The organism is Desulfosporosinus meridiei DSM 13257 (assembly GCF_000231385.2).
In the GTDB taxonomy this organism is placed as follows: Bacteria; Bacillota; Desulfitobacteriia; order Desulfitobacteriales; family Desulfitobacteriaceae; genus Desulfosporosinus; species Desulfosporosinus meridiei.
Genome location: NC_018515.1, coordinates 1,948,539 through 1,967,512, shown reverse-complemented (window position 1 = coordinate 1,967,512; position 18,974 = coordinate 1,948,539). Strand labels below are relative to the sequence as shown.

Sequence of the window (18,974 nt, the reverse complement as noted above, 5' to 3'; positions counted from 1 at the left end):
GATTTTATGTCAGTTTCTTTTTGAAGGCGGTGAGACTACGAGGAAAATAAACCGGAATCAAGCAGTAGTCTGCGGTCTGGGCATTCTGCTTATCATCTCAATCTTCATCTCCATTCGCTTCGGCCGCTATCCTATCCCCAGCAGAGAACTCCTGGGAATTTTGCTTGAGAAATTATATCCCGCAGAGAAATTCTGGCCCGATCAGGTTGAAATCGTGCTGCTCAATATCAGATTGCCGCGCATCCTTTTAGCCTGTCTGGTCGGCTGCTGCCTGTCTGCTGCCGGCGCAGCTTATCAAGGGGTTTTTCAAAACCCTATGGCTTCTCCGGATGTCTTGGGAGCCTCACAGGGGGCTGCCTTTGGAGCTGCCTTGGCGATCCTTTATTACAGAAGCAGTACTTTTATTACCTTCAGCGCCTTTTTCTTCTCACTTCTGACAGTAGCTTTAGTCTTTCTTATCAGTCGGCGCGCCCGGGGAAAAAGCCTTCTGGCTTTAGTTCTGTCAGGAATCATGATCAGCTCCCTCTTCTCGGCAGGCACCTCTTTTATCAAATTAGTAGCCGATCCCACGGATCAGCTTCCCGCCATCACTTACTGGCTGATGGGAAGCCTGGCGGGGGCAAAGTTCAGCGATATTCTCTTCTCCATCATCCCCATGAGCCTCGGGCTAATTCCTTTGCTCCTCTTGCGCTGGCGCCTGAATGTTCTCACCTTAGGGGACGAAGAAGCCAAGACTATGGGGGTCAATGCTCAAAGAATCCGCCTGCTGGTCATTATCTGCGCCACCTTTGTCACAGCCGCCAGTGTATCCGTAAGCGGCATGATCGGTTGGGTAGGTCTGATCATTCCCCATTTAGCAAGAAAACTGGTAGGGAACAATTTCATTCACCTTATGCCAGCATCCATGCTGCTAGGGGCAATTTTTCTTTTATTTGTAGACAATTTCTCCAGAAATCTGTTTACAACAGAAATCCCCTTGGGCATACTCACGGCGTTTATCGGGGCACCCTTTTTTGTCTACTTAATAACCAGGAAGGGGGAAAGTTTTTGAGTATTGAGGTTGCTAATCTGAGTTTCAGCTATGGGGACCGGCTTATCCTTGATAGGATCAACTTTGTAGCCAAGGATCAGGAACTGTTATCCATCCTGGGACCTAATGGCACTGGAAAAAGCACCCTCTTCCGCTGTATCCTCGGCCTGCTTAGTAAGTATAGGGGAAAGGCTCTTTTAAACGGCAGGGACATCCGCAAGTTGGGAATCAGGGAAATGGCCCAGTACATCGCCTATATCCCTCAGTCTCATTACCCTTCCTTTAACTATACGGTCTTCGATATGGTTCTCATGGGCACCACCGTTCAGCTCTCCTCCCTTTCCAGCCCCAGCCTCAAACAGCGCAAACTGGCGGAGTCTGCCTTGGAACGCCTGGGCATCATTCATTTAAAAGAGCGGGGCTATACCCAGATCAGCGGCGGAGAACGGCAGCTGGTATTAATGGCCCGGGCCCTGGTTCAGGAAGCCAAAATCCTGATCTTGGATGAACCCACAGCTAACCTGGACTTCGGCAACCAGATCCGGGTTCTCACCCAGATCAAATCCTTGGCCAAAGAAGGGTATACCATTATCCAATCCACCCATAATCCGGATCAGACCTTTTTATTCTCAGACAAGGTCCTGGCAATGAAGGATGGCAAAGTGCTGGCTCTGGGTTCCCCCTGCCAGGTATTTAGCCAAGAACTGATTTACCAGCTTTACGGGATAGACGTTGAGCTGCAAAGTCTCTACGACGATAAAGCCCGAGTCTGTATTCCGAAGAGCATTATCGAAGCTGGCTCCCTGCCGCGATTTTCTTCTTATATACATAGGAAATCTAAAAAATCCATGCAAAAAAATCAATGACTTCATAAGAAGGCAGCTTCGCCCGCAAGAGTGAACTCATTGCACGGAGAGGCGGTACGGCTCACATAGCTTGAGTGGGAATCGGAGCCATTGGTTTGCAAGGTATTACCTAGATGTGGGCGAAGCTGCCCGACTCGTACGCTCCTTTTTAGTTCTGTTAGCAGTATGAGGATCTAGTATAAAAAAATTAAAGTTTAAGGAGGATTTCCCATGAGAAAAAAACTTATAGCAGTGCTCATCCTTCTTTGTCTGGCCTTAACCATGACAACTGCCTGCGGAAAACTCACCGGACCCAACCAGCCTGCTTCCGCCTCCGCCGGCAACGGTTCGGATGACAGCGCGACCGTCAGTTTTACGGATTCAGCCGGGCGGGTCGTTGAAATCCCTAAAAATATTACCCGTATTGCCCCTTCCGGCTCTATGGCCCAAATCGTCCTCTTCGCCCTGGCCCCGGATATGTTTGCGGGCCTTTCCTCGAAATGGGCTCCGGCAGCCGAGGAATATCTCGATACCAAATACTACAACCTTCCCGTTTTAGGCCAGCTGTACGGAAGCTCCGATCTGAATCTTGAGGAACTAGCTAAAGTTAACCCTCAGCTTATCATTGACGTGGGGGAACCCAAATCCACCATCGCGGACGATATGAACGGACTTTCAAAGCAGGTAGGTATACCCACAGTTCATATCACCGCCACCACCGAAACCATGGGGGACACCTACCGGATGCTGGGCAAGCTGCTGGGCAGGGAGAAAGAAGCTGAAGTCCTCGCCCGTTACTGCGAAGAAATCAAGCAGAATACCGATGAGATTATGAAAAAGGTCGGGGAAAAGGGCAAAGCCAATCTCCTCTATTGTCTGGGTGACAATGGTCTTAATGTCCTGGCCAAAGACTCATTCCACGCCGAGATCCTTGATCGGATCAGCAACAATGTGGCCGTGGTCAAAGACATCTCCAGCAAGGGCAGCGGAAATCCTGTGGATCTGGAACAAATCATCCTCTGGAACCCTGATGTGATTGTCTTTGCGCCTGGCAGCATTTACAGCACAATCGGCCAAGATAAATCCTGGCAGGAAGTAAAGGCTATCAAGAATGGCAAATATTACGAGGTACCTCTGGGACCCTATAACTGGATGGGCTTCCCCCCTTCTGTCAACCGTTATATGGGCATGATCTGGATTACTCAGTTGCTCTATCCCGAACAAGCTAACTATGATCTCTATAAAGAGACCGCCCGTTATTACGACTTGTTCTATCACTGCAAATTAACGGAAGCTCAATACAAAGCTTTGGTGGCCAACTCGATTTATAGGTAATTAGTTCACTTTTTCGGCTCTGGCTATTAAGCAATATGCCTTACTTATCGAAGAAGTTTTTCTTTAGAATACTGAATATTAAGAAAAACAATCATCGTATACTATAAAAAAACGCGGCCTGCTTTGAGAAATTAAAAGCAAGTCGCATCAGTATCTTCAACGGTAAGGCATTCTTCTGCCGCAGCTTTTCCTTCTCAAAAGTGAAGGTTATATCGTTTCCAATCATAACCCTGTGAGTCTGTAAGGTTCAGACTCAGGTTCTGACAGCATGAACTGGCTTAGAGCAGTCGCTTTTAGCGGTCAGAACGCGGAAAAGACTTATTATTTGTATCATTTTACGCTATAAAGGTGGAAATTATCTGTTCGATTTATAACCATACTCTGAAATATTTGTTCTTCAGCAGGTCAAATTGTGCAACGTTGCATAATTTGACCTGCTGAAGATTAGATAAAAGTTTTTCAACTTCGTACAAACCTCAAAATAAGCGAAAGAGAATTGAATTTTTTAAGCTTTTGGCTTGCGATAATAGGTATTCTCCAAAGGATATTTATATCTGAATACCCCGTCCTTTTTATAGTAGGCATTTTGACAGGCCGGAGCCCCCATAACACAGACGATTTCGCCAACCCCCTTAGCGCCGAAGGCTATCTCGGGGCTGTTTTTGCCAAGCAAATGGACTTCGACAGGGGGCATTTGCGGTGCTTTAAAAAGCCCTAAGGTACCAAGTTTTGCCTGAGGGATTCCATCTTTTAAGGGAAAGTCTTCCGTTAAAGCATAGCCCAGCCCCATAGCTACACCGCCTTCTACCTGACCGCCGGCGGAGAGGGGATTGATTGCTCTGCCCACGTCATGAGCGGCAATAACTTTGACGACTTTCCCTTCTTTATCCAGGATAAAAAGCTGGGTGGCATAGCCATAGGCTACATGGCTTACCGGATTAGGTTTGGGCGAGCCGATGGGATCGGTTTTGAACTCAAATTCTCCTATATATTCATTCCCTTCCAAATCCGCCAACGACTTCCCTGTATCCAACTCAGCTTTTAATTGCAAAGCTGATTGCCGGGCCGCCTCCCCCGCAAAGACAGTTTGCCGGGATGCCGTTGTGGTACCCGAGTCAGGCGTATATTTGGTGTCCGGATGTTCTACGACAACCTGATTCGTCAGCAAGCCGGTTGTATCACAAATCACCTGAGTCAAAACGGTCTGGATGCCTTGCCCGATTGCCCCCGCTGAGGACCTGGCATGGACTTTGCCGCCGATTATTTTCAAATTGCAGCGTCCGATATCAGGAACACCTACGCCAACCCCGGCATTTTTCATAGCCGAAGCGATGCCCACGTAGTAATCCGGATCAGCTTCATATTTTTCAAACTCTTCTTTGACCGCTGCCAACGTCTCTGCCATAGCCGTTCCTTCATCCGCAATCTGGCCATTGGGCAGGGACTGACCGGGTCTGATGGCATTGCGATAACGGATCTCCCAACCGGAAATACCGGCTTTTTCCGCCAGCTGATTGATAAGACATTCGACAACCGCACAGGACTGGGTGACGCCAAAGCCGCGAAAGGCACCGGCGGGAGGGTTATTGGTATAATAGGCATTTCCTTCTATATCCACATTCTGATAATTATAAGGGCCGCCGGCATGGGTGCAGGCTCTTTGCAGCACCGGTCCGCCCAGAGAAGCATAAGCCCCGGTATCGGAAGTTATTCTGGCTTGCATCCCTTGCAGGATACCCTTTTCGTCGCAGCCGATTTTACAATAGATTTCCATAGCATGGCGTTTGGGATGATAGTTGATACTTTCCTGGCGGCTAAAAGCAACCTTAACCGGCCGTTTGGTCAGATAAGCGCAAAGGGCGGCCTGATGCTGGACGCTCATATCTTCCTTGCCGCCAAATCCTCCGCCCACCACGGCACTTTGAATTCTGACCTTTTCCAAGGGCAGGCCGAGATAAGCACTGATTTCATGGTATTCATCATAAATCCCCTGCCCCCCTGTAATCACCTTAACCCCATCTCCGTCAGGAAGAGCGACCGCAGTTTCCGGTTCCATAAAGGCATGTTCCGTTGGCGGCAGCTGAAAAGTACCTTCGACCACGAACTTAGCATTGCGCAGGGCAGTTTCCGCATCCCCACGTTTTACTTCTTCATGGTCAAACAGGTTATTTTCCGGAATGCGAAATTTGCCGAATTGCCAAAATCCTTCACCGTGAATTTGATGCGCATCGGGAACGGCAGCTTCTTGTGGGGTGCAAATGGGATTAAGGGGTTCGTATTGAACTTCCACCGCTTTTACAGCCGCCATGGCCTGTTCCCTCGTCTCGGCAACCACCATGGCCAGAGTATCTCCGCAACACTTGGTTTGTTCTCCCACATCAATCATCCCCGGCCAGTCCTGGGCCAGATGACCGATGTATCTCTGGCCGGGAATATCCTTGGCCGTATAAATGGCAACAACCCCCGGCATGATCAGCGCTTTACTTAGATCAATGGCCAGGATTTTAGCACGGGCAAATTTACTGAAGACATTTTTGCCATACAGCATTCCGGGGAAGCTGAAATCATCAGCATACATGGCCGTCCCCAGGGTTTTGGGAAGAGCATCAACCCGGCAGGTTTTCTCCCCGACCTTCCCGGTTTGGACCATTTCAGGGATCTCCAAGTTTTCCCTCAGCATTTTGGCAGCCAAAAGAATCCCATCTTCAATTTTGCTATAGCCTGTGCACCTGCAGATATTGGTGCGGATTGACCCTTTTACATCCTCTCTGGTTGGATCAGGATTTCGGTCCAGCAAAGATTTCCCGCTGATAACCATGCCCGGAATGCAAAATCCGCATTGTACAGCTCCGCTGGCCGCGAAAGCATAGCCAAATACCTGTCTTTCTCTCTCTGTAAAGCCCTCGATGGTTTGGATCTTTTTGCCGGCTAATTTAGAAAGCTTTTGCACACAAGCACGAACCGTCTTGCCGTCAATAATCACGGTACAAGTTCCACAAGCGCCTTCTTTGCAGCCATTCTTGACTGAGGTTATTTGGAGTTCGTCTCGCAAAAAATCCATCAAGCTCAGATCGGTTTCCGATTGATAATCTTTGCCATTAATGTTGACTATAAACATTTTACTCTCACCTTCTGACAATCAATTACTGCAGCTGTCTCTTAGCAGGAGATGCCTTCAATTCAAGAATGATTATAACCCCGGAAATTAATCTAATTTACCAAGCCGTCTGAGCATGGTTTTTTCTACGGCAGTAACAACATTTTCATAGCCGGTGCAGCGGCACAGATGACCGGAAAGCAGCTTTCTTAACTGATCCCTGGTATATTCCTGACCCGTTTCCAGGATTTCAACGGCCGTCATAATAAATCCCGGCGTACAGAAGCCGCACTGGATAGCTGTTTCATCGATAAAGGCCTGCTGAATGTCGGAAAGCTCCCCATCGGGTCCCAGCAGACTTTCCAAAGTACGAATCTTCTTGCCTTCTGCCCAGACAGCCAGGTAAATACAAGAGTTAAAGCATTCCCCGTCGATAATCACGTTACAGGCTCCGCACTCGCCCACCTCACAGCCTTTTTTTACTGAGGTAAGGCTGTAATCGTTTCTCAGCATATCGGTGAGGGAAGCCCGGACATCGACCATGGTTTCAACGTCCTTGCCGTTGATGCTGCATTTTACCAGTTTATATTGTGCTGACATTAAATCTCACCTCCGGACAATCTGATGGCTTCGATTAAACAGCGCTCTGCCAGTTCCACGGCAATGTGCTGACGGAATGCTTTGGAAGCACGCCAGCTGTCACGGGGATTGATATCCTCCAGAACCCCGGCAGCAAAGGCCTTGACTGTCTCACTGCAGACCGGCTGACCATTGGCTTTAACTTCCGCCGCAGGGCAGCGCATGGGAACAGGACCGGCAACGCCATAAGCAATCCTCACCTTGAGTATGGTTTTTTTGTCCTCGGAAAGCTTAACATTGACGGAACAGCCTGTCGTCGCAATATCCATGGCATTTCTCATGGCATACTTGATATAGTGCCCTTTGCAGCCTGCGTAGCTTTCTTTCGGAATGATAATAGCCGTCTGGATTTCCCCCGCCCTGATATCGACAACCCCTGCTTTAAGGTAGAATTCCTTGATGGGAATTCTTCTCACACCTTCAGGGCCGGTGAGCTCGATAATTGCCTCCCAGGCATGGAGGGTGGAAGCAGAGTCTGCGGAGGTCACACCATTGCAGGTGTTGCCGCCTATGGTGCCAATGTTTCGCACCTGAGGACCTCCAATCATATCCACGGCTTCCCCCAACACATTGATGTGTTTTTGAATGAGTTCATGTTTGGTAATGTGGGAAAAGCTGGTTAAGGAACCGATTCTGATTGCTTCATTCTCATCAAGCCTGATTCCTCTCATCTCGTCAATCATATAGATACTGATTAATTCTTTGCCGGCCCGTTTCCCTTCACGCATCTGGACCAAAACGTCACTGCCGCCGGCAATAATATCCGCCTCGGGGTGGGCAAGTCTTAACTCAACAGCTTCCCGAATACTGCCGGCTTCATATAATGCTTTAATATCGTACATAATAACTCCTTTCAGGCCCGGGTTTCCCAGGCATCTCTGCGCATTAATCCAGTCAATTCCCTGGGCGGAGAGACATAACCAATCCCGCTGACTAAAGACAAACCGCGCTTAAATCAGTCCTTCTTCAGTAAAACGTTCAAAGAGAACATGAGGGGTCATGGGAATTTTATACAGGGGGACACCTGTGGCATTTAAAATCGCATTTCGAATGGCGGGGGCCACCGGGCAAACCGGCGGCTCGCCCAGAGCCTTGGTGCCAAAGGCACTGGTAGGTTCATAATTCTCCACGAACTGTGCCGCCAGATCAGGATGATCCATAGTTGTCGGCAGCTTGTAATCAAGAAGATTGTCATTAAGGGCGCGGCCTGACTTGGGATCGTAGAGCAGCTGTTCCGACAGAGCATAGCCGATGCCCATACTCATACCGCCATGAACTTGTGCTTCAGCCAGATCAGGGTTAATCAGCTGTCCGCAATCATGAACATTGACAATATCAAGCACCTTTACTTTGCAATATTTGATATCAACCTCCACCTCCGCAAAACAGCAGCCAAAGGAGTAGGCATTGGTCTTAATTTGGTAAGTGCCCTCTGCCGTAATATGCTGGGAATGGGTCAGACTATAAAGAGCTTCACAGGCCAGGTCTCCCACTGACATGAGAATTCGGCCATCCGTGGTGCGGACAATATTATTATCTGCTATTTCCAGGTTGAATACCGGCATTCTTGTCAATTCGTGAGCATACTCCAATATTTTGGTCTTGAGCAGCTCAGCAGTCTGCCTGACGGCAAACCCTCCGACGTAGGTTTGCCTGGAGGCATATGCACCAGTACCAAAGGGTGTAACATCCGTGTCCTGGCAGGATATCACATTAATTTTATCCATGGAGAAGCCTAAAATGTCCGCTGCCATCTGAGCGAAAACAGTATCGGCACCCTGACCTATTTCAGTTTCGCCTAACTGCAGCTGAACTGAGCCATCCTGATTAAGAACCATACGGCAGGAAGAGGTTTCCAAACTGATCGGCCAGACTGCCGTGTTATACCAAAAAACAGCACAGCCTATACCCCTGCGGATATTTCCTGTCTGGTTCTTGTATTCTTCGTATTTCCGGTCATAGTCGATGGCCGCTTTTCCTTTTTCTATACATTGTCTAAAGCTGTCAAAGTAGTTCTCATTTTTGGAGAAGCTATCCACATAGCCCACAGGCATCAGATGCTTCAGCCTGTATTCCAGGGGATGGGCACCGATTTGGCGCGCTATATCGTCAATCTGGCTCTCCACAGGAAACATGGCCTGAGGGATGCCATAGCCTCTCATGGCACCTGCCACAGTACGGTTGGTGAAGACGGTATAAGCATCCGCTTCAACATTGGGGCAGGGATATAACTGGGGGAAGGCCCCCATTCCTTTAGCGGCAATACCATGTCCATGAGAAGCATAGGCACCCTGATTGGAGAAGGCTTCCAGCTTTCTGGCCACAATGGTCCCGTCAGGACGTACCCAGGTAATTATATGGCTTCTGATGGCATGACGGACACGGTTGTTCGTAAAAGTCTCTTCTCTGGTCACATCGATCTTCACCAGTCTTCCTCCAACCTGAGTTGAAAGGTAGGCACACAAGGGTTCATATAAAGCATCCTGCTTGTTGCCGAAACCACCGCCGATATAGGGCTTGACTACCCTGACCTTTCCCCAGGAAATACCCAGGGCCTGACCGACAACCCGGCGGACAATATGGGGAATCTGGGTTGAGGAAACAATATTAATCCTGCCATTTTCTTCATAGGCGTAGCAGATATGATTCTCGATATGACAGTGCTGAACGGTTGGAGTATCGTACCAGTTATCAAATTTGATCAGCCCGGGTTCTTTAATGGCCTCCTGATAATTACCGATGCGCAGATTGCTGTGGCCAAGAATGTTGTTAGGGTAGTTTTCATGAAGCTGGGGAGCCCTCTCCTCCATGGCCTCCTGAACATCAAGCACAAATGGGTATTCCTCATAGTCTACCTTAACCTTTCTGACGGCCTGGGCAGCAGCAATATCATTCGCAGCTATTACTGCCGCAACCTCTTCGCCATAGAATCTGACTCTGTCTGTCAGCAGAAGACGGTCGGCTACGTCCTGATGATGAGGGTCCGTTGACCAGGGGTGTCCCGCCGTAGGGAAATAATATTTAGGAACATCAAAGCAGGTAACAATTTTTACAACCCCTTCGACTTTTTCCGCTTCAGAAATGTCAATTGCTTTGACAAGACCATGAGCGATGGTCGAATGCACAAGCTTAACTACCAGGGCCCGGCTGTCACACAGGTCATCAGTATACTTGGTTCTTCCTGTTGCTTTGTCGAAAGCATCGACACGAGGAATACTTTTACCAACATTCATTACATCTGCCTCCTAATTCCGCAGGAGCGGAGAAAATCGAGCCTTACATTATTCCATTGTGAAAAGACTGAAAATTAAATCATGCACAAAACAAAAACCCAGGCACAGGAATAACAAGTCAGACACACGCGTTTAGGTTAATAAACGGCAATCTAAAAAGTTATTCATGTAGCCTGGGCAATTTATGGTTGCCTGGTCGAGACGCTCAAACCATATTATTGAGCTTATACAAGAATAAGAGCTATTTTTTTATAAGAACATTTCATTAGCTTTATGATTTTAATTATATATTTTTTCATTCTTTAGTCAACATTTACTTAAGGGTTTTTCAGCAAAGCCGTACACAAGCCTCCCAGCATAGGAGCGTGTACGGCTTTGCTATCCTGTAACATTCGGCTGAGCCCACTTCGCGCCGGTTTATGCCGGCGCATCTTATTTTATGTTCAGTCAAGAGCTCATTGATTCCTGCACCTTCAAAAGCCCTGCACATATTCTATCAATAAAGGACGGAAAATAGCATGAATGATGTGGCCACGGAACGGACACCCCTTGTATTCGCGGCTGATGGTGCTGATCAACGCCGTCGAAATCGGACGGCACCTGACGGAAGCCAAGGCATTGCTCGAGCATGGGGAGTGGGGCCAGTGGCTGGAGGAATCGGTCAGCTACTCCCACAGCACCGCTACCAGGCTAATCCAAATCTTCAAGGAACACGGCCCTAAGCTCCCCGCCTCCCTGAGGGGGACGACAGCTCAAATTATGCAACGCTGCACAATTTGACCTACTCCCAAGCCCTTATCCTCTTAGGGGTTCCGTTATGAGCAACTATCTTCAATCCCCTTTCTTGTAAAGCTGTAATGACATCCCTTACTTGATACAGCTTGAGGATATTTCGCGGGTGTGGCTTATGCAAACGAATGTAGTCGCCCTCTCTCAGCAGCTACGCACTCTACCTTCAATTAGCCTTTTCTAACTTCAAATAACCCCAAGTAGCCAAGGGAAACCAAAAAACAAAGGGGATAATTGAGTCTAATAGACCATGTGAGAGTTTTAAAACGCCAAGTTTCGTAATCATTTGGCAAAACATCATGCTATAAAACACACCAGAAACCGTGTACAGATAAATATAAGATCGTTTGTTCGGTAAGAGGTGAAAATACATTATAAAGAAGATAGCCCAACTGATCGGTGCCAGAAAATGAATACCTATTAGTCCAAAAGGCTCATAATTAATATACCTGAATGATCCAGTTATATTTGCTATGCTAACAAGCACAACATCGAATACTGCCCCAAAAATAATTCCGTATATCGATAATCTGCGAATTTCAGCTTTAGGTACTACTGCAACGAGAATTAAAGCAAAAATCAACGTGTAAAAGAAAGGAATATATTTTATTTCCATCTTTTGTCTCCTAAAGATTTTAATAATTATAGTATTCCTTTTAATCACGATTATATTTATGCTTGAAAATTCCCTTCCCCTCTTTCCCGCCTGCGGGCACCCTCCGACCGGTAAAACCGTTCAAAAATATAAAAGAAGTGCTATCCGATAAAAAAGCAGAGAGTTGGACATTGTGTCCTGCTCACTGCACATTAAGCATGATGGTTTTGTTGAATACGAAGTCTTACTGGGGTACCAAATTGCCTTAGCTGCTCCAGTGCTTGTCGTTCCAGGCCCATGAGCCGCTCTTGATTTGCTCTCCTTTGCTCCATTGTATATTTTGGATATCCCTGTCAAGCTATCGTGGGTAGCCTGATGAAACAGCTCATTTTCCTCATTTTTCATGGCGTTAAACATCGCTGCTGCAATGAGTCCTGAGATAAGTTCCAGAATTTTGATGTCATCATTATGGAAATGACCGGTAACTAAACCTTTCCTCCGAAATCACTTCTTATTCCTTTTCTTTACCCCCATGCTGCAGGATAAACATCTTATAATACAACCCTTCTTGAGCCAAAAGTTCGGCATGAGTTCCCCTCGCCACAATTTCACCATGGTGCAGGACTAAAATCAGGTCGGCATCCTGAATGGTTGAAAGCCGATGAGCAATAGCGATAGTTGTCCGGCCTTGGCGCATCTTGCTTAAAGCCTTTTGAATAGCTTCCTCTGTTTCCGTATCCACGCTGGCTGTTGCTTCATCTAAGACCAGTATCTGGGGATTGCCGGCCATAGTCCGGGCAAAACAGATCAGTTGGCGCTGTCCGCTGGATAAGGTTGTCCCCCGTTCTCCCATGGGCTCTTGAAGTCCCTGGGGCAGCCTGCTGATAAAGTCTTCGGCCTGAACAAAGGAAACAGCTTCCCGAACTTCCTTTTCTCTAATCTCAGCTCGGGCCAAGGCAATATTATTGGAAATAGTACCTGCGAATAAGAAGGGATCTTGGGCAACCAGCCCTACTTTTGAGCGCAGCTCCTGATGGGAGTGCCGGGAAAGGGAAACTCCGTCGATAAGGATTTCTCCTTGAGTGACCGGATAGAACCCCATGAGCAGGTTAGCAATGGTGCTCTTACCACTGCCCGTATGCCCGACTAAAGCAACAGTTTGACCAGGGTAGGCTGTGAAGCTGATTGATTTTAAGACCTTTGCCCCCTTGTCGCCATCATAAGAGAAACTGACATCGTTAAATTCAATTTTTCCCTGACTGATCCCAGGAGAATCCACAGAGCTACCCTTCGAAGTTACTCGCCGGTCATCCAACAATTCAAAAACCCGCTCGGCAGCAACGAAGGATTGTTGGAATTGGGACAAACGCTCCATCATCATGTTGACAGGTTCAAAGAAACGGTCCAGGTAGTTGATAAAAGCGTAAAGCACCCCTATTTCAATGGGCCCCGTCAAAGATTGGAACCCGAAATAATTTAAAACCATGATTAAGGCCCAGGTATAGATCAGGTCAACCGCCGGCCGGACAAAAAGACCTTCTAAACGAATATTAACCATCTCTTCCCGGTAGTAATTATTGCTGATGGTCTGAAATTCCCGGCGAAAGCGCTTCTCCTGGCGCAGAGCCTGGATGATATTCATTCCCTGGACGGATTCATTCAGTTTGGCATTAAGATGACTAAGTTCCTGGCGCAGCCTTCGGTAAACCTTGGTACTTACTTTGCGGTAGGAAATCATGAGGATGATAATAATCGGCAGCAAGATCAAACAAAAACAGGCTAAACGAACATCTAAATAAAACATAGCCACAAAAACGCCCAGCATGAAAACCACATTCTGGACAAAGGCCGCTAAAACCCCCACAAACAGCTCTTTAACGGCTTCCGTATCGTTGGTTATGCGCGAAATTAAGGCCCCGGCGGGAGTAGTGTCGAAGACCTTAAACTCCAGGTTTTGGACATGAGAGAAAACATCAATTCGCAGCTGCCGGACGATTTTCAAGGCAATTTCGTTGAAGCTGACTAGTTGATAATAGTGTAATATTGCCGACAGTATGTTCAGCCCCAGATAGCTTGAGGCCAGAATGATCAAGGCACCCCGGTCAAAGGAGCGGGGAACTAAGTGCTGATCGAGAAAAACCTTAACCAGAACAGGACCGATGACATCGGCAAAGGTAGCCAGGATCAGAATGAAAGAAGCCCAGGTCAAGGCTTTTTTATGAGGGATAAGATAAGTCAGTAAGCGTCGGATCACCATCTCAATGCTCCTCCCCATCGGCAAGCAAGGATTCCAGCTGCTGCCTTCGATAGGTCGCGGCATACCAGCCCTTGAGAGCCATTAGTTCCGGATGAGAACCTTGTTCCGTGATTTGTCCGTCTTTCAGCACGATGATTAGGTCTGCTTTTTCAACGGCGCTAAGACGATGAGAGGATATAAAGGTGGTTTTTTGCACCCGCATTTTTCCCAGGCTCTCTAAAATCTTTTTCTCCGTTTTCGCATCAACTGCCGATAATGAGTCGTCTAAAATGAGAATTTCCGGTTCCAGCAAAAGGGCCCGGGCAATAGATATCCTCTGCTTCTGCCCTCCTGAAAGGGTGACCCCCCGGTCTCCGACCAAGGTGCCATACCCCTCGGGAAAACTCAGCACATCTGCGTGGATGCCGGCAATCTCTGCTGCTTGATGAATTTCCTCTATGGAGGCCTCCGGTTGGCCTAAGGCAATATTTTCAGCAATAGTTGTGGAAAAAAGAAAACTATCTTGAGGCACATACCCTATTTTACTGCGCAAAGATTCCAGGGTTACATCGTAAATCGACATGCTGCCTATTTGAAGATCTCCCTGGTTAAGGTCAAACTCCCGCAGAAGCAGGCGCAAAAAGGTAGTTTTCCCGCTCCCTGTTTTACCGACAATCCCTAGGGTTTGCCCCTGCTCCACCCGAACACTGATAGTTTGCAAAACCGGTGTATTGCCTCCGGGATAAGTAAAGGAAGCTCCTTTATAGATGACATCACCATTGTTGAAGCGGCTAAGAGCCCCCTCCTTTTCCTTGATGGTTTGCTTAATCTTCAATAGACTCTCTATTCGGTCATAGGAGGTTCTGCCCCGTTCAAGAATGTTGAACAGCCAGCCGAAAGCGAGCATGGGCCAGATAAATTGACCTAAATAGATGGTAAACTGAGTAAGCTGCCCGAAGGTTAATTCACCATGAATCACGTCAATGGAGCCAAAAATAAGGGCCAGAAAAAAAGAAAGCCCAATAATCAGCTGGATTGTCGGGTCAAAGAGGGCATCTACTTTGGCAACAGCCAGGTTCTTCGCCGCCACATCCTCGGATAACCCGCGAAAAGCTTCTAATTCTGCCTCTTCTTCTCCGAAGGCTTTGACAACTCTCATCCCATTAATGTTTTCCAGCACTTTATTGTTAAGATCAGAAAAGGCGGCTTGGGCATGGTGAAACCGGTTGTGCAGCATTGTCCCATAACGGCTGGTAGACCAAGCCATCAGGGGCATTGGCAAGAGGGCAATAAGGGTCAGTTTCCAACTGATAAATGCAGTCATTGATAAAACCACTAACCCCCCGGTTGTTATGGAGTCCACAAAAGTCAAGACCCCCATGCCGGCCGTCATTTCAACGGCTTGGATGTCATTGGTGGCATGGGCCATTAAATCCCCGGTGCGATGCTTTTGATAAAATTGCGGGGACATCAGGGTAAAGTGATCAAAAAGCTGTTTTCTAAGCAACCTGCTTAAACGGCTTGCCGCCCCAAATATCATTAACCGCCAGGAAAAGCGCAAAGCATAAACGGCCAAACCTATCCCGGCAAGGACCAGCGTCCAATAAAGCAAGGATTCCGACCTTAGGGCCCCGCGACTGACTTCATCGACAATAACCCGAACAATATATGGAGGTAATAAATTTAGCAAGGCGACGAGGACTAAGACAATGATCCCTAAGATATAGCCTTTTTTCTCCTGCTTAAAAAACCACATAAGATCTTTAAAAAGAAGCAACTAGTCTCAGCTCCTTATTTCAATTGGTATCAGCTTCCACATCATCTTTTGGATAGGCCCAATAAAAAATGGATTAATTGCCATCTTAACATTCTTTGCCCTTATTTACCATGGAGAGAACAGTTTTGAACAGATGTTCTGTCTGGAATCTACAAAAGGTGCCGACATGGTTATCAAGAAGAACCTCCTTTGCTGAGTAGGTTCAGTATAGCAAAACTGGAAAATGCCTTGCCATAACTTTGGCTTACATTTTCCAGTTTGAACTTACCCTTTTCTAAGGTAGATCATCTTTTATTCAGCCAAAGGAGTTTACTCCGTCACTCTATCCTACCCTTATTAAATAGAAGGAAACACCGCAGTCAAATCTACCGTTAAATCTGGAAATATCGATACATTTATTTTTTCCTCATCTGTGTAGCCATTGAGACATTTATCGATGAGATAATACCATTACATCACGAAAAGGTAAATATTTCCGTATGTGAAATTGGTATCATGGAATCACCTCTTTCATCTTTTGAGCAAGGATCGGTATAATATCCTCTATTCCCTCTTCCCCATAATAGGTAACATGCACTACTTGATTATCCAAATAGGCAAAGATTTGTTTGCTGATTCCATCCTCTACCATATATAGTTTATCAAAGGACGGGTGTTTAACCTCCTTAACTTCACTGTTATCACGCCAAACATAGCGATTAATAAGATCAAGAGTAAGGTTTTCTGCCATGCTCCTAAAAGTCAGCTTATAGTATCGAGTGGTGATACTGGGAGAATATACACCGCTGTTATCTCCCCACATTTCGCCGTTGATAACTCCATGTTCATCGATTTCATATTGAACAGGTGCCAGCAGGCTCCAATCGAAGCTGACCCTATTTTCCCGATCAACATTATCATAATAACCTGTTTTCCGCCTAAGATTTGGGCTTTTTTCTATTTCTGCCAGCCTGATAATAGGTAGATTAGTATTGCCTTCCGAAAGTGTATAGTCATTGCTTCTAGCAATATCAACAATTGGTATGAAAATTGTAAATAAGGCCATGGGTAAAAATACACCTGCCCATATACCTCCCAATAACCTGGCTTTTCTATAATCCTGGTTATGATCGATTTCTGCACCCCGAAGCAGAGATTGTTTGAGCTTGCGAACTACTCTATAGTTGCGAATTACAGAATAAAAAACGTACAGCTCAACAATCACAATGAACATCTGCTGGACAAATTGACCTTTTATCATATATAAAAAGGGCTCGTCGTTAAAATAATAGACGCTGATCATCATTCCCAAGAAAACCACCATTACAATGGATAGAATGATTAAATTATTTCTCAGTCGCTGGTTTAATTCTGACAGGGCAAAACCTTGCTCAACTGGGTCAGTATGCAGCTCAGTGGTGCAGGATTTCTCATCAGCAGAAAAGACATAGAAATAACCGGCCTTTGCGATAAAATTCCAACCGCAATCATGATAAACGTCAAGTTGTTCCTGGGAAGGTGCTTCTTTAAGGTAATCGATTCGATAGTTGGTTTCCTTTGGTTCTCCTTTTTCAAAATAGACAAATAGACGACCAATTTTCTTTAAATGCAGACCTTTTCTTGCCATACCAGAAAACCAGCTCTCATTCCGGCCGATAGCATAGATATCGTCAAGCATTAGCCTCCTTACTATCTTGCCCATCTCTATTCACCCCTCTAATATTCTGCCATCCTGAATCATGTCTTTTAACCTTTCATAGTCTGCTTTGAGGGCAGTTCTGCCTTCTTCCGTAATAGCATAGGTCTTCCTTCTGCCATCATCACTTAATATTTCAATGAGATTATCTTTTTGCAGTCTTGTGAGAACGCCATACAACGTTCCCGGCCCCATTTTTATCCGCCCATTTGATACTTGTTCAATTGCAGCCATTAGCTGATAGCCATGATTGGGATTCATTAAAGCCAAGAGTATATAATACATTGCTTCCGTCATCGGGCCCCCTGAATAGGACACATTATCCCACTCCTTAATATTATGTCATGCGATATATCGCATGACATAATATTAGTCAAAAAACCTTTCTTTGTCAATTAGGCTAAATTGGTCACCAGTGACCAATTTAAACTGCTCTATCCGTCAAAGAAGTTTAGTTCCCCATGTTTATGTCACGAATATAAAACTCCCGTCCTTCAATTTTCCGAAGGACGGGAGAATCTTCCCGGGTTACACCCTCTCTTTTAGGTCACAGATTTTATTCTTATCCCTGATACTAACTATTGATCCGTCATCGCTGACATTCCGGTATTCGACTACTCATCGTTTCAATCAGGACCGACTTATTTTTGACAAGCTGCCCAAATGCCCTTTAGATTCACTCCAGCACCATATCCACCCTATCCAGGCCGATCTTCACTTTCGTGCCCTTGCCCGGCTCCCCTTCAATCACAATGGTGTGGGACAGCTGGGTCAGGATCCGCTGGCAAAGATAAAGACCGATCCCAGTGGACTTTTTATCCCTTCGGCCGTTATAACCGGTAAAGCCTTTTTCAAAGACACGGGGCAGGTCTTCCCCGGCAATGCCTATCCCTGTATCGGCGATCACCAGGGTTTTGGCATCGTCTTTTTCCAGATAAATGGAGATCTTCCCCCGGTTGGTGTACTTCAAAGCATTGGACAAGATCTGCTCAATGACAAACACCAGCCATTTTTCATCCGTCAGCACGTCACAGTTCAGCTGGGAGAAATCCAGGCTGATCTTCTTACGGATAAACATCTTGGCATATTTGCGCACCGCCTGCCGGACGATATCATCCAGAGCATAGCGTTTCAGCACAAAATCGGAGGAAGGGCTCTCCAGCCGCAGGTATTGGAGCACCATTTCCACATACTGTTCAATTTTAAACAGCTCCATGGCCAGCTCCCTGTTCTGCTCCATACTCTGAGCAGCACTCCCATCCTCCTCCGCCGAGGGGAGGGACTGGAGGAGGAGGCCCATGGCGGCGATAGGGGTTTTGATCTGATGGGCCCACAGGGTATAATAATCCACCAAATCCCTCCGTTCATTATCGGCCCGGGAAACCAGCCTGATCTTATCCCGGTAGAGGGCGGTGATCAGCTCCTGATACTCCTTTTCCAATAATCCCTTAGCCTCAGGGAGCCCTTCCAGGCTGAACATAATCTGTTTCTGCAAATCCCGGAGCACTCTGCAGCGTTGATAATAGCCATGGAAATCCGCTGTCAGAACCAGGAGAGCCAGGACGGCACAGAGCAAACCAGCATAAAGCACCGCTTCCGCCGGCAGATGATACAGATAAAACACCAAGGCAAAGACCCCGGCAAAGATGCAGTACAAAAGAATTCCCCGGCTCTGCCCCCGGAGGTACTGCTTCCCCGCTGCCCCTAGGCTGATCTCTTTCAT

Annotated in this window: 14 protein-coding genes and 2 riboswitches; of the genes, 4 read left to right on the top strand and 10 right to left on the bottom strand. The window is 46.9% G+C overall.

Annotated elements, in window-relative coordinates; genetic code table 11:
• Positions 1-46 precede the first annotated feature (46 nt).
• From DESMER_RS09030 to DESMER_RS09020, 3 genes are all read left to right on the top strand, one after another.
• Complete coding sequence (locus tag DESMER_RS09030) at positions 47-1,051, top strand: FecCD family ABC transporter permease (RefSeq protein WP_085931658.1); 1,005 nt, start codon at positions 47-49, stop codon at positions 1,049-1,051.
• Positions 1,048-1,896, top strand: a complete 849-nt coding sequence (locus tag DESMER_RS09025) for an ABC transporter ATP-binding protein (RefSeq protein WP_014902738.1) — start codon at positions 1,048-1,050, stop codon at positions 1,894-1,896. Before DESMER_RS09030 ends, DESMER_RS09025 begins: the two co-directional genes overlap by 4 nt.
• Before the next feature lie 210 nt (positions 1,897-2,106).
• Positions 2,107-3,210 (top strand): ABC transporter substrate-binding protein, encoded by a 1,104-nt coding sequence (locus DESMER_RS09020; protein WP_014902737.1) that lies wholly within the window; start codon positions 2,107-2,109, stop codon positions 3,208-3,210.
• 171 nt (positions 3,211-3,381) lie between these two features.
• Positions 3,382-3,535: riboswitch (molybdenum cofactor riboswitch) on the bottom strand.
• A 180-nt stretch (positions 3,536-3,715) separates the two neighbouring features.
• On the opposite strand, the gene xdh is transcribed toward DESMER_RS09020, so the two are convergent.
• The 4 genes from xdh to xdhA all read right to left on the bottom strand — a co-directional run bounded on the left by xdh (position 3,716) and on the right by xdhA (position 10,179).
• Positions 3,716-6,328 (bottom strand): selenium-dependent xanthine dehydrogenase, encoded by a 2,613-nt coding sequence (xdh, locus tag DESMER_RS09015; protein WP_014902736.1) that lies wholly within the window; start codon positions 6,326-6,328, stop codon positions 3,716-3,718.
• Between the two features lie 87 nt (positions 6,329-6,415).
• Positions 6,416-6,907 carry a xanthine dehydrogenase subunit XdhC gene (gene xdhC, locus DESMER_RS09010; protein ID WP_014902735.1) on the bottom strand — a complete coding sequence of 164 codons (492 nt, stop codon included), beginning with the start codon at positions 6,905-6,907 and terminating at the stop codon, positions 6,416-6,418.
• The gene (gene xdhB, locus DESMER_RS09005; RefSeq protein ID WP_014902734.1) at positions 6,907-7,788 is read right to left on the bottom strand and encodes a xanthine dehydrogenase subunit XdhB; all 882 of its coding nucleotides are present in this window, start codon (positions 7,786-7,788) and stop codon (positions 6,907-6,909) included. The genes xdhC and xdhB overlap by 1 nt, the downstream gene beginning before the upstream one ends.
• A gap of 108 nt (positions 7,789-7,896) precedes the next feature.
• A complete protein-coding gene (xdhA, locus tag DESMER_RS09000; RefSeq protein WP_014902733.1) occupies positions 7,897-10,179 on the bottom strand; it encodes a xanthine dehydrogenase subunit XdhA in 2,283 nt (760 codons plus the stop codon).
• Positions 10,180-10,328: 149 nt separating this feature from the next.
• Positions 10,329-10,431, bottom strand: a riboswitch (purine riboswitch).
• A gap of 270 nt (positions 10,432-10,701) precedes the next feature.
• On the opposite strand from xdhA, the gene DESMER_RS08995 reads away from it, so the two are divergent.
• Positions 10,702-10,959: a DUF3102 domain-containing protein gene (locus DESMER_RS08995; protein ID WP_345787939.1), complete on the top strand. Its 258-nt coding sequence runs from the start codon at positions 10,702-10,704 to the stop codon at positions 10,957-10,959.
• Positions 10,960-11,134: 175 nt separating this feature from the next.
• Here the strand turns inward: DESMER_RS08995 and DESMER_RS08990 are convergent, their stop codons facing one another.
• The 6 genes from DESMER_RS08990 to DESMER_RS08965 all read right to left on the bottom strand — a co-directional run bounded on the left by DESMER_RS08990 (position 11,135) and on the right by DESMER_RS08965 (position 18,974).
• On the bottom strand, positions 11,135-11,584 hold the full coding sequence (locus DESMER_RS08990) for a hypothetical protein (RefSeq protein WP_014902732.1): 450 nt from the start codon (positions 11,582-11,584) through the stop codon (positions 11,135-11,137).
• A 490-nt stretch (positions 11,585-12,074) separates the two neighbouring features.
• Positions 12,075-13,820 (bottom strand): ABC transporter ATP-binding protein, encoded by a 1,746-nt coding sequence (locus DESMER_RS08985; protein WP_014902731.1) that lies wholly within the window; start codon positions 13,818-13,820, stop codon positions 12,075-12,077.
• Between the two features lies 1 nt (position 13,821).
• Positions 13,822-15,576: an ABC transporter transmembrane domain-containing protein gene (locus DESMER_RS08980; RefSeq protein WP_014902730.1), complete on the bottom strand. Its 1,755-nt coding sequence runs from the start codon at positions 15,574-15,576 to the stop codon at positions 13,822-13,824.
• Between the two features lie 493 nt (positions 15,577-16,069).
• Entirely contained in the window at positions 16,070-17,257 is a 1,188-nt protein-coding gene (locus DESMER_RS08975; RefSeq protein WP_042333577.1) for a DUF2812 domain-containing protein, read from the bottom strand.
• A 6-nt stretch (positions 17,258-17,263) separates the two neighbouring features.
• Entirely contained in the window at positions 17,264-17,569 is a 306-nt protein-coding gene (locus tag DESMER_RS08970; protein ID WP_014902728.1) for a PadR family transcriptional regulator, read from the bottom strand.
• A 358-nt stretch (positions 17,570-17,927) separates the two neighbouring features.
• Positions 17,928-18,974: a sensor histidine kinase gene (locus DESMER_RS08965; protein ID WP_014902727.1), complete on the bottom strand. Its 1,047-nt coding sequence runs from the start codon at positions 18,972-18,974 to the stop codon at positions 17,928-17,930.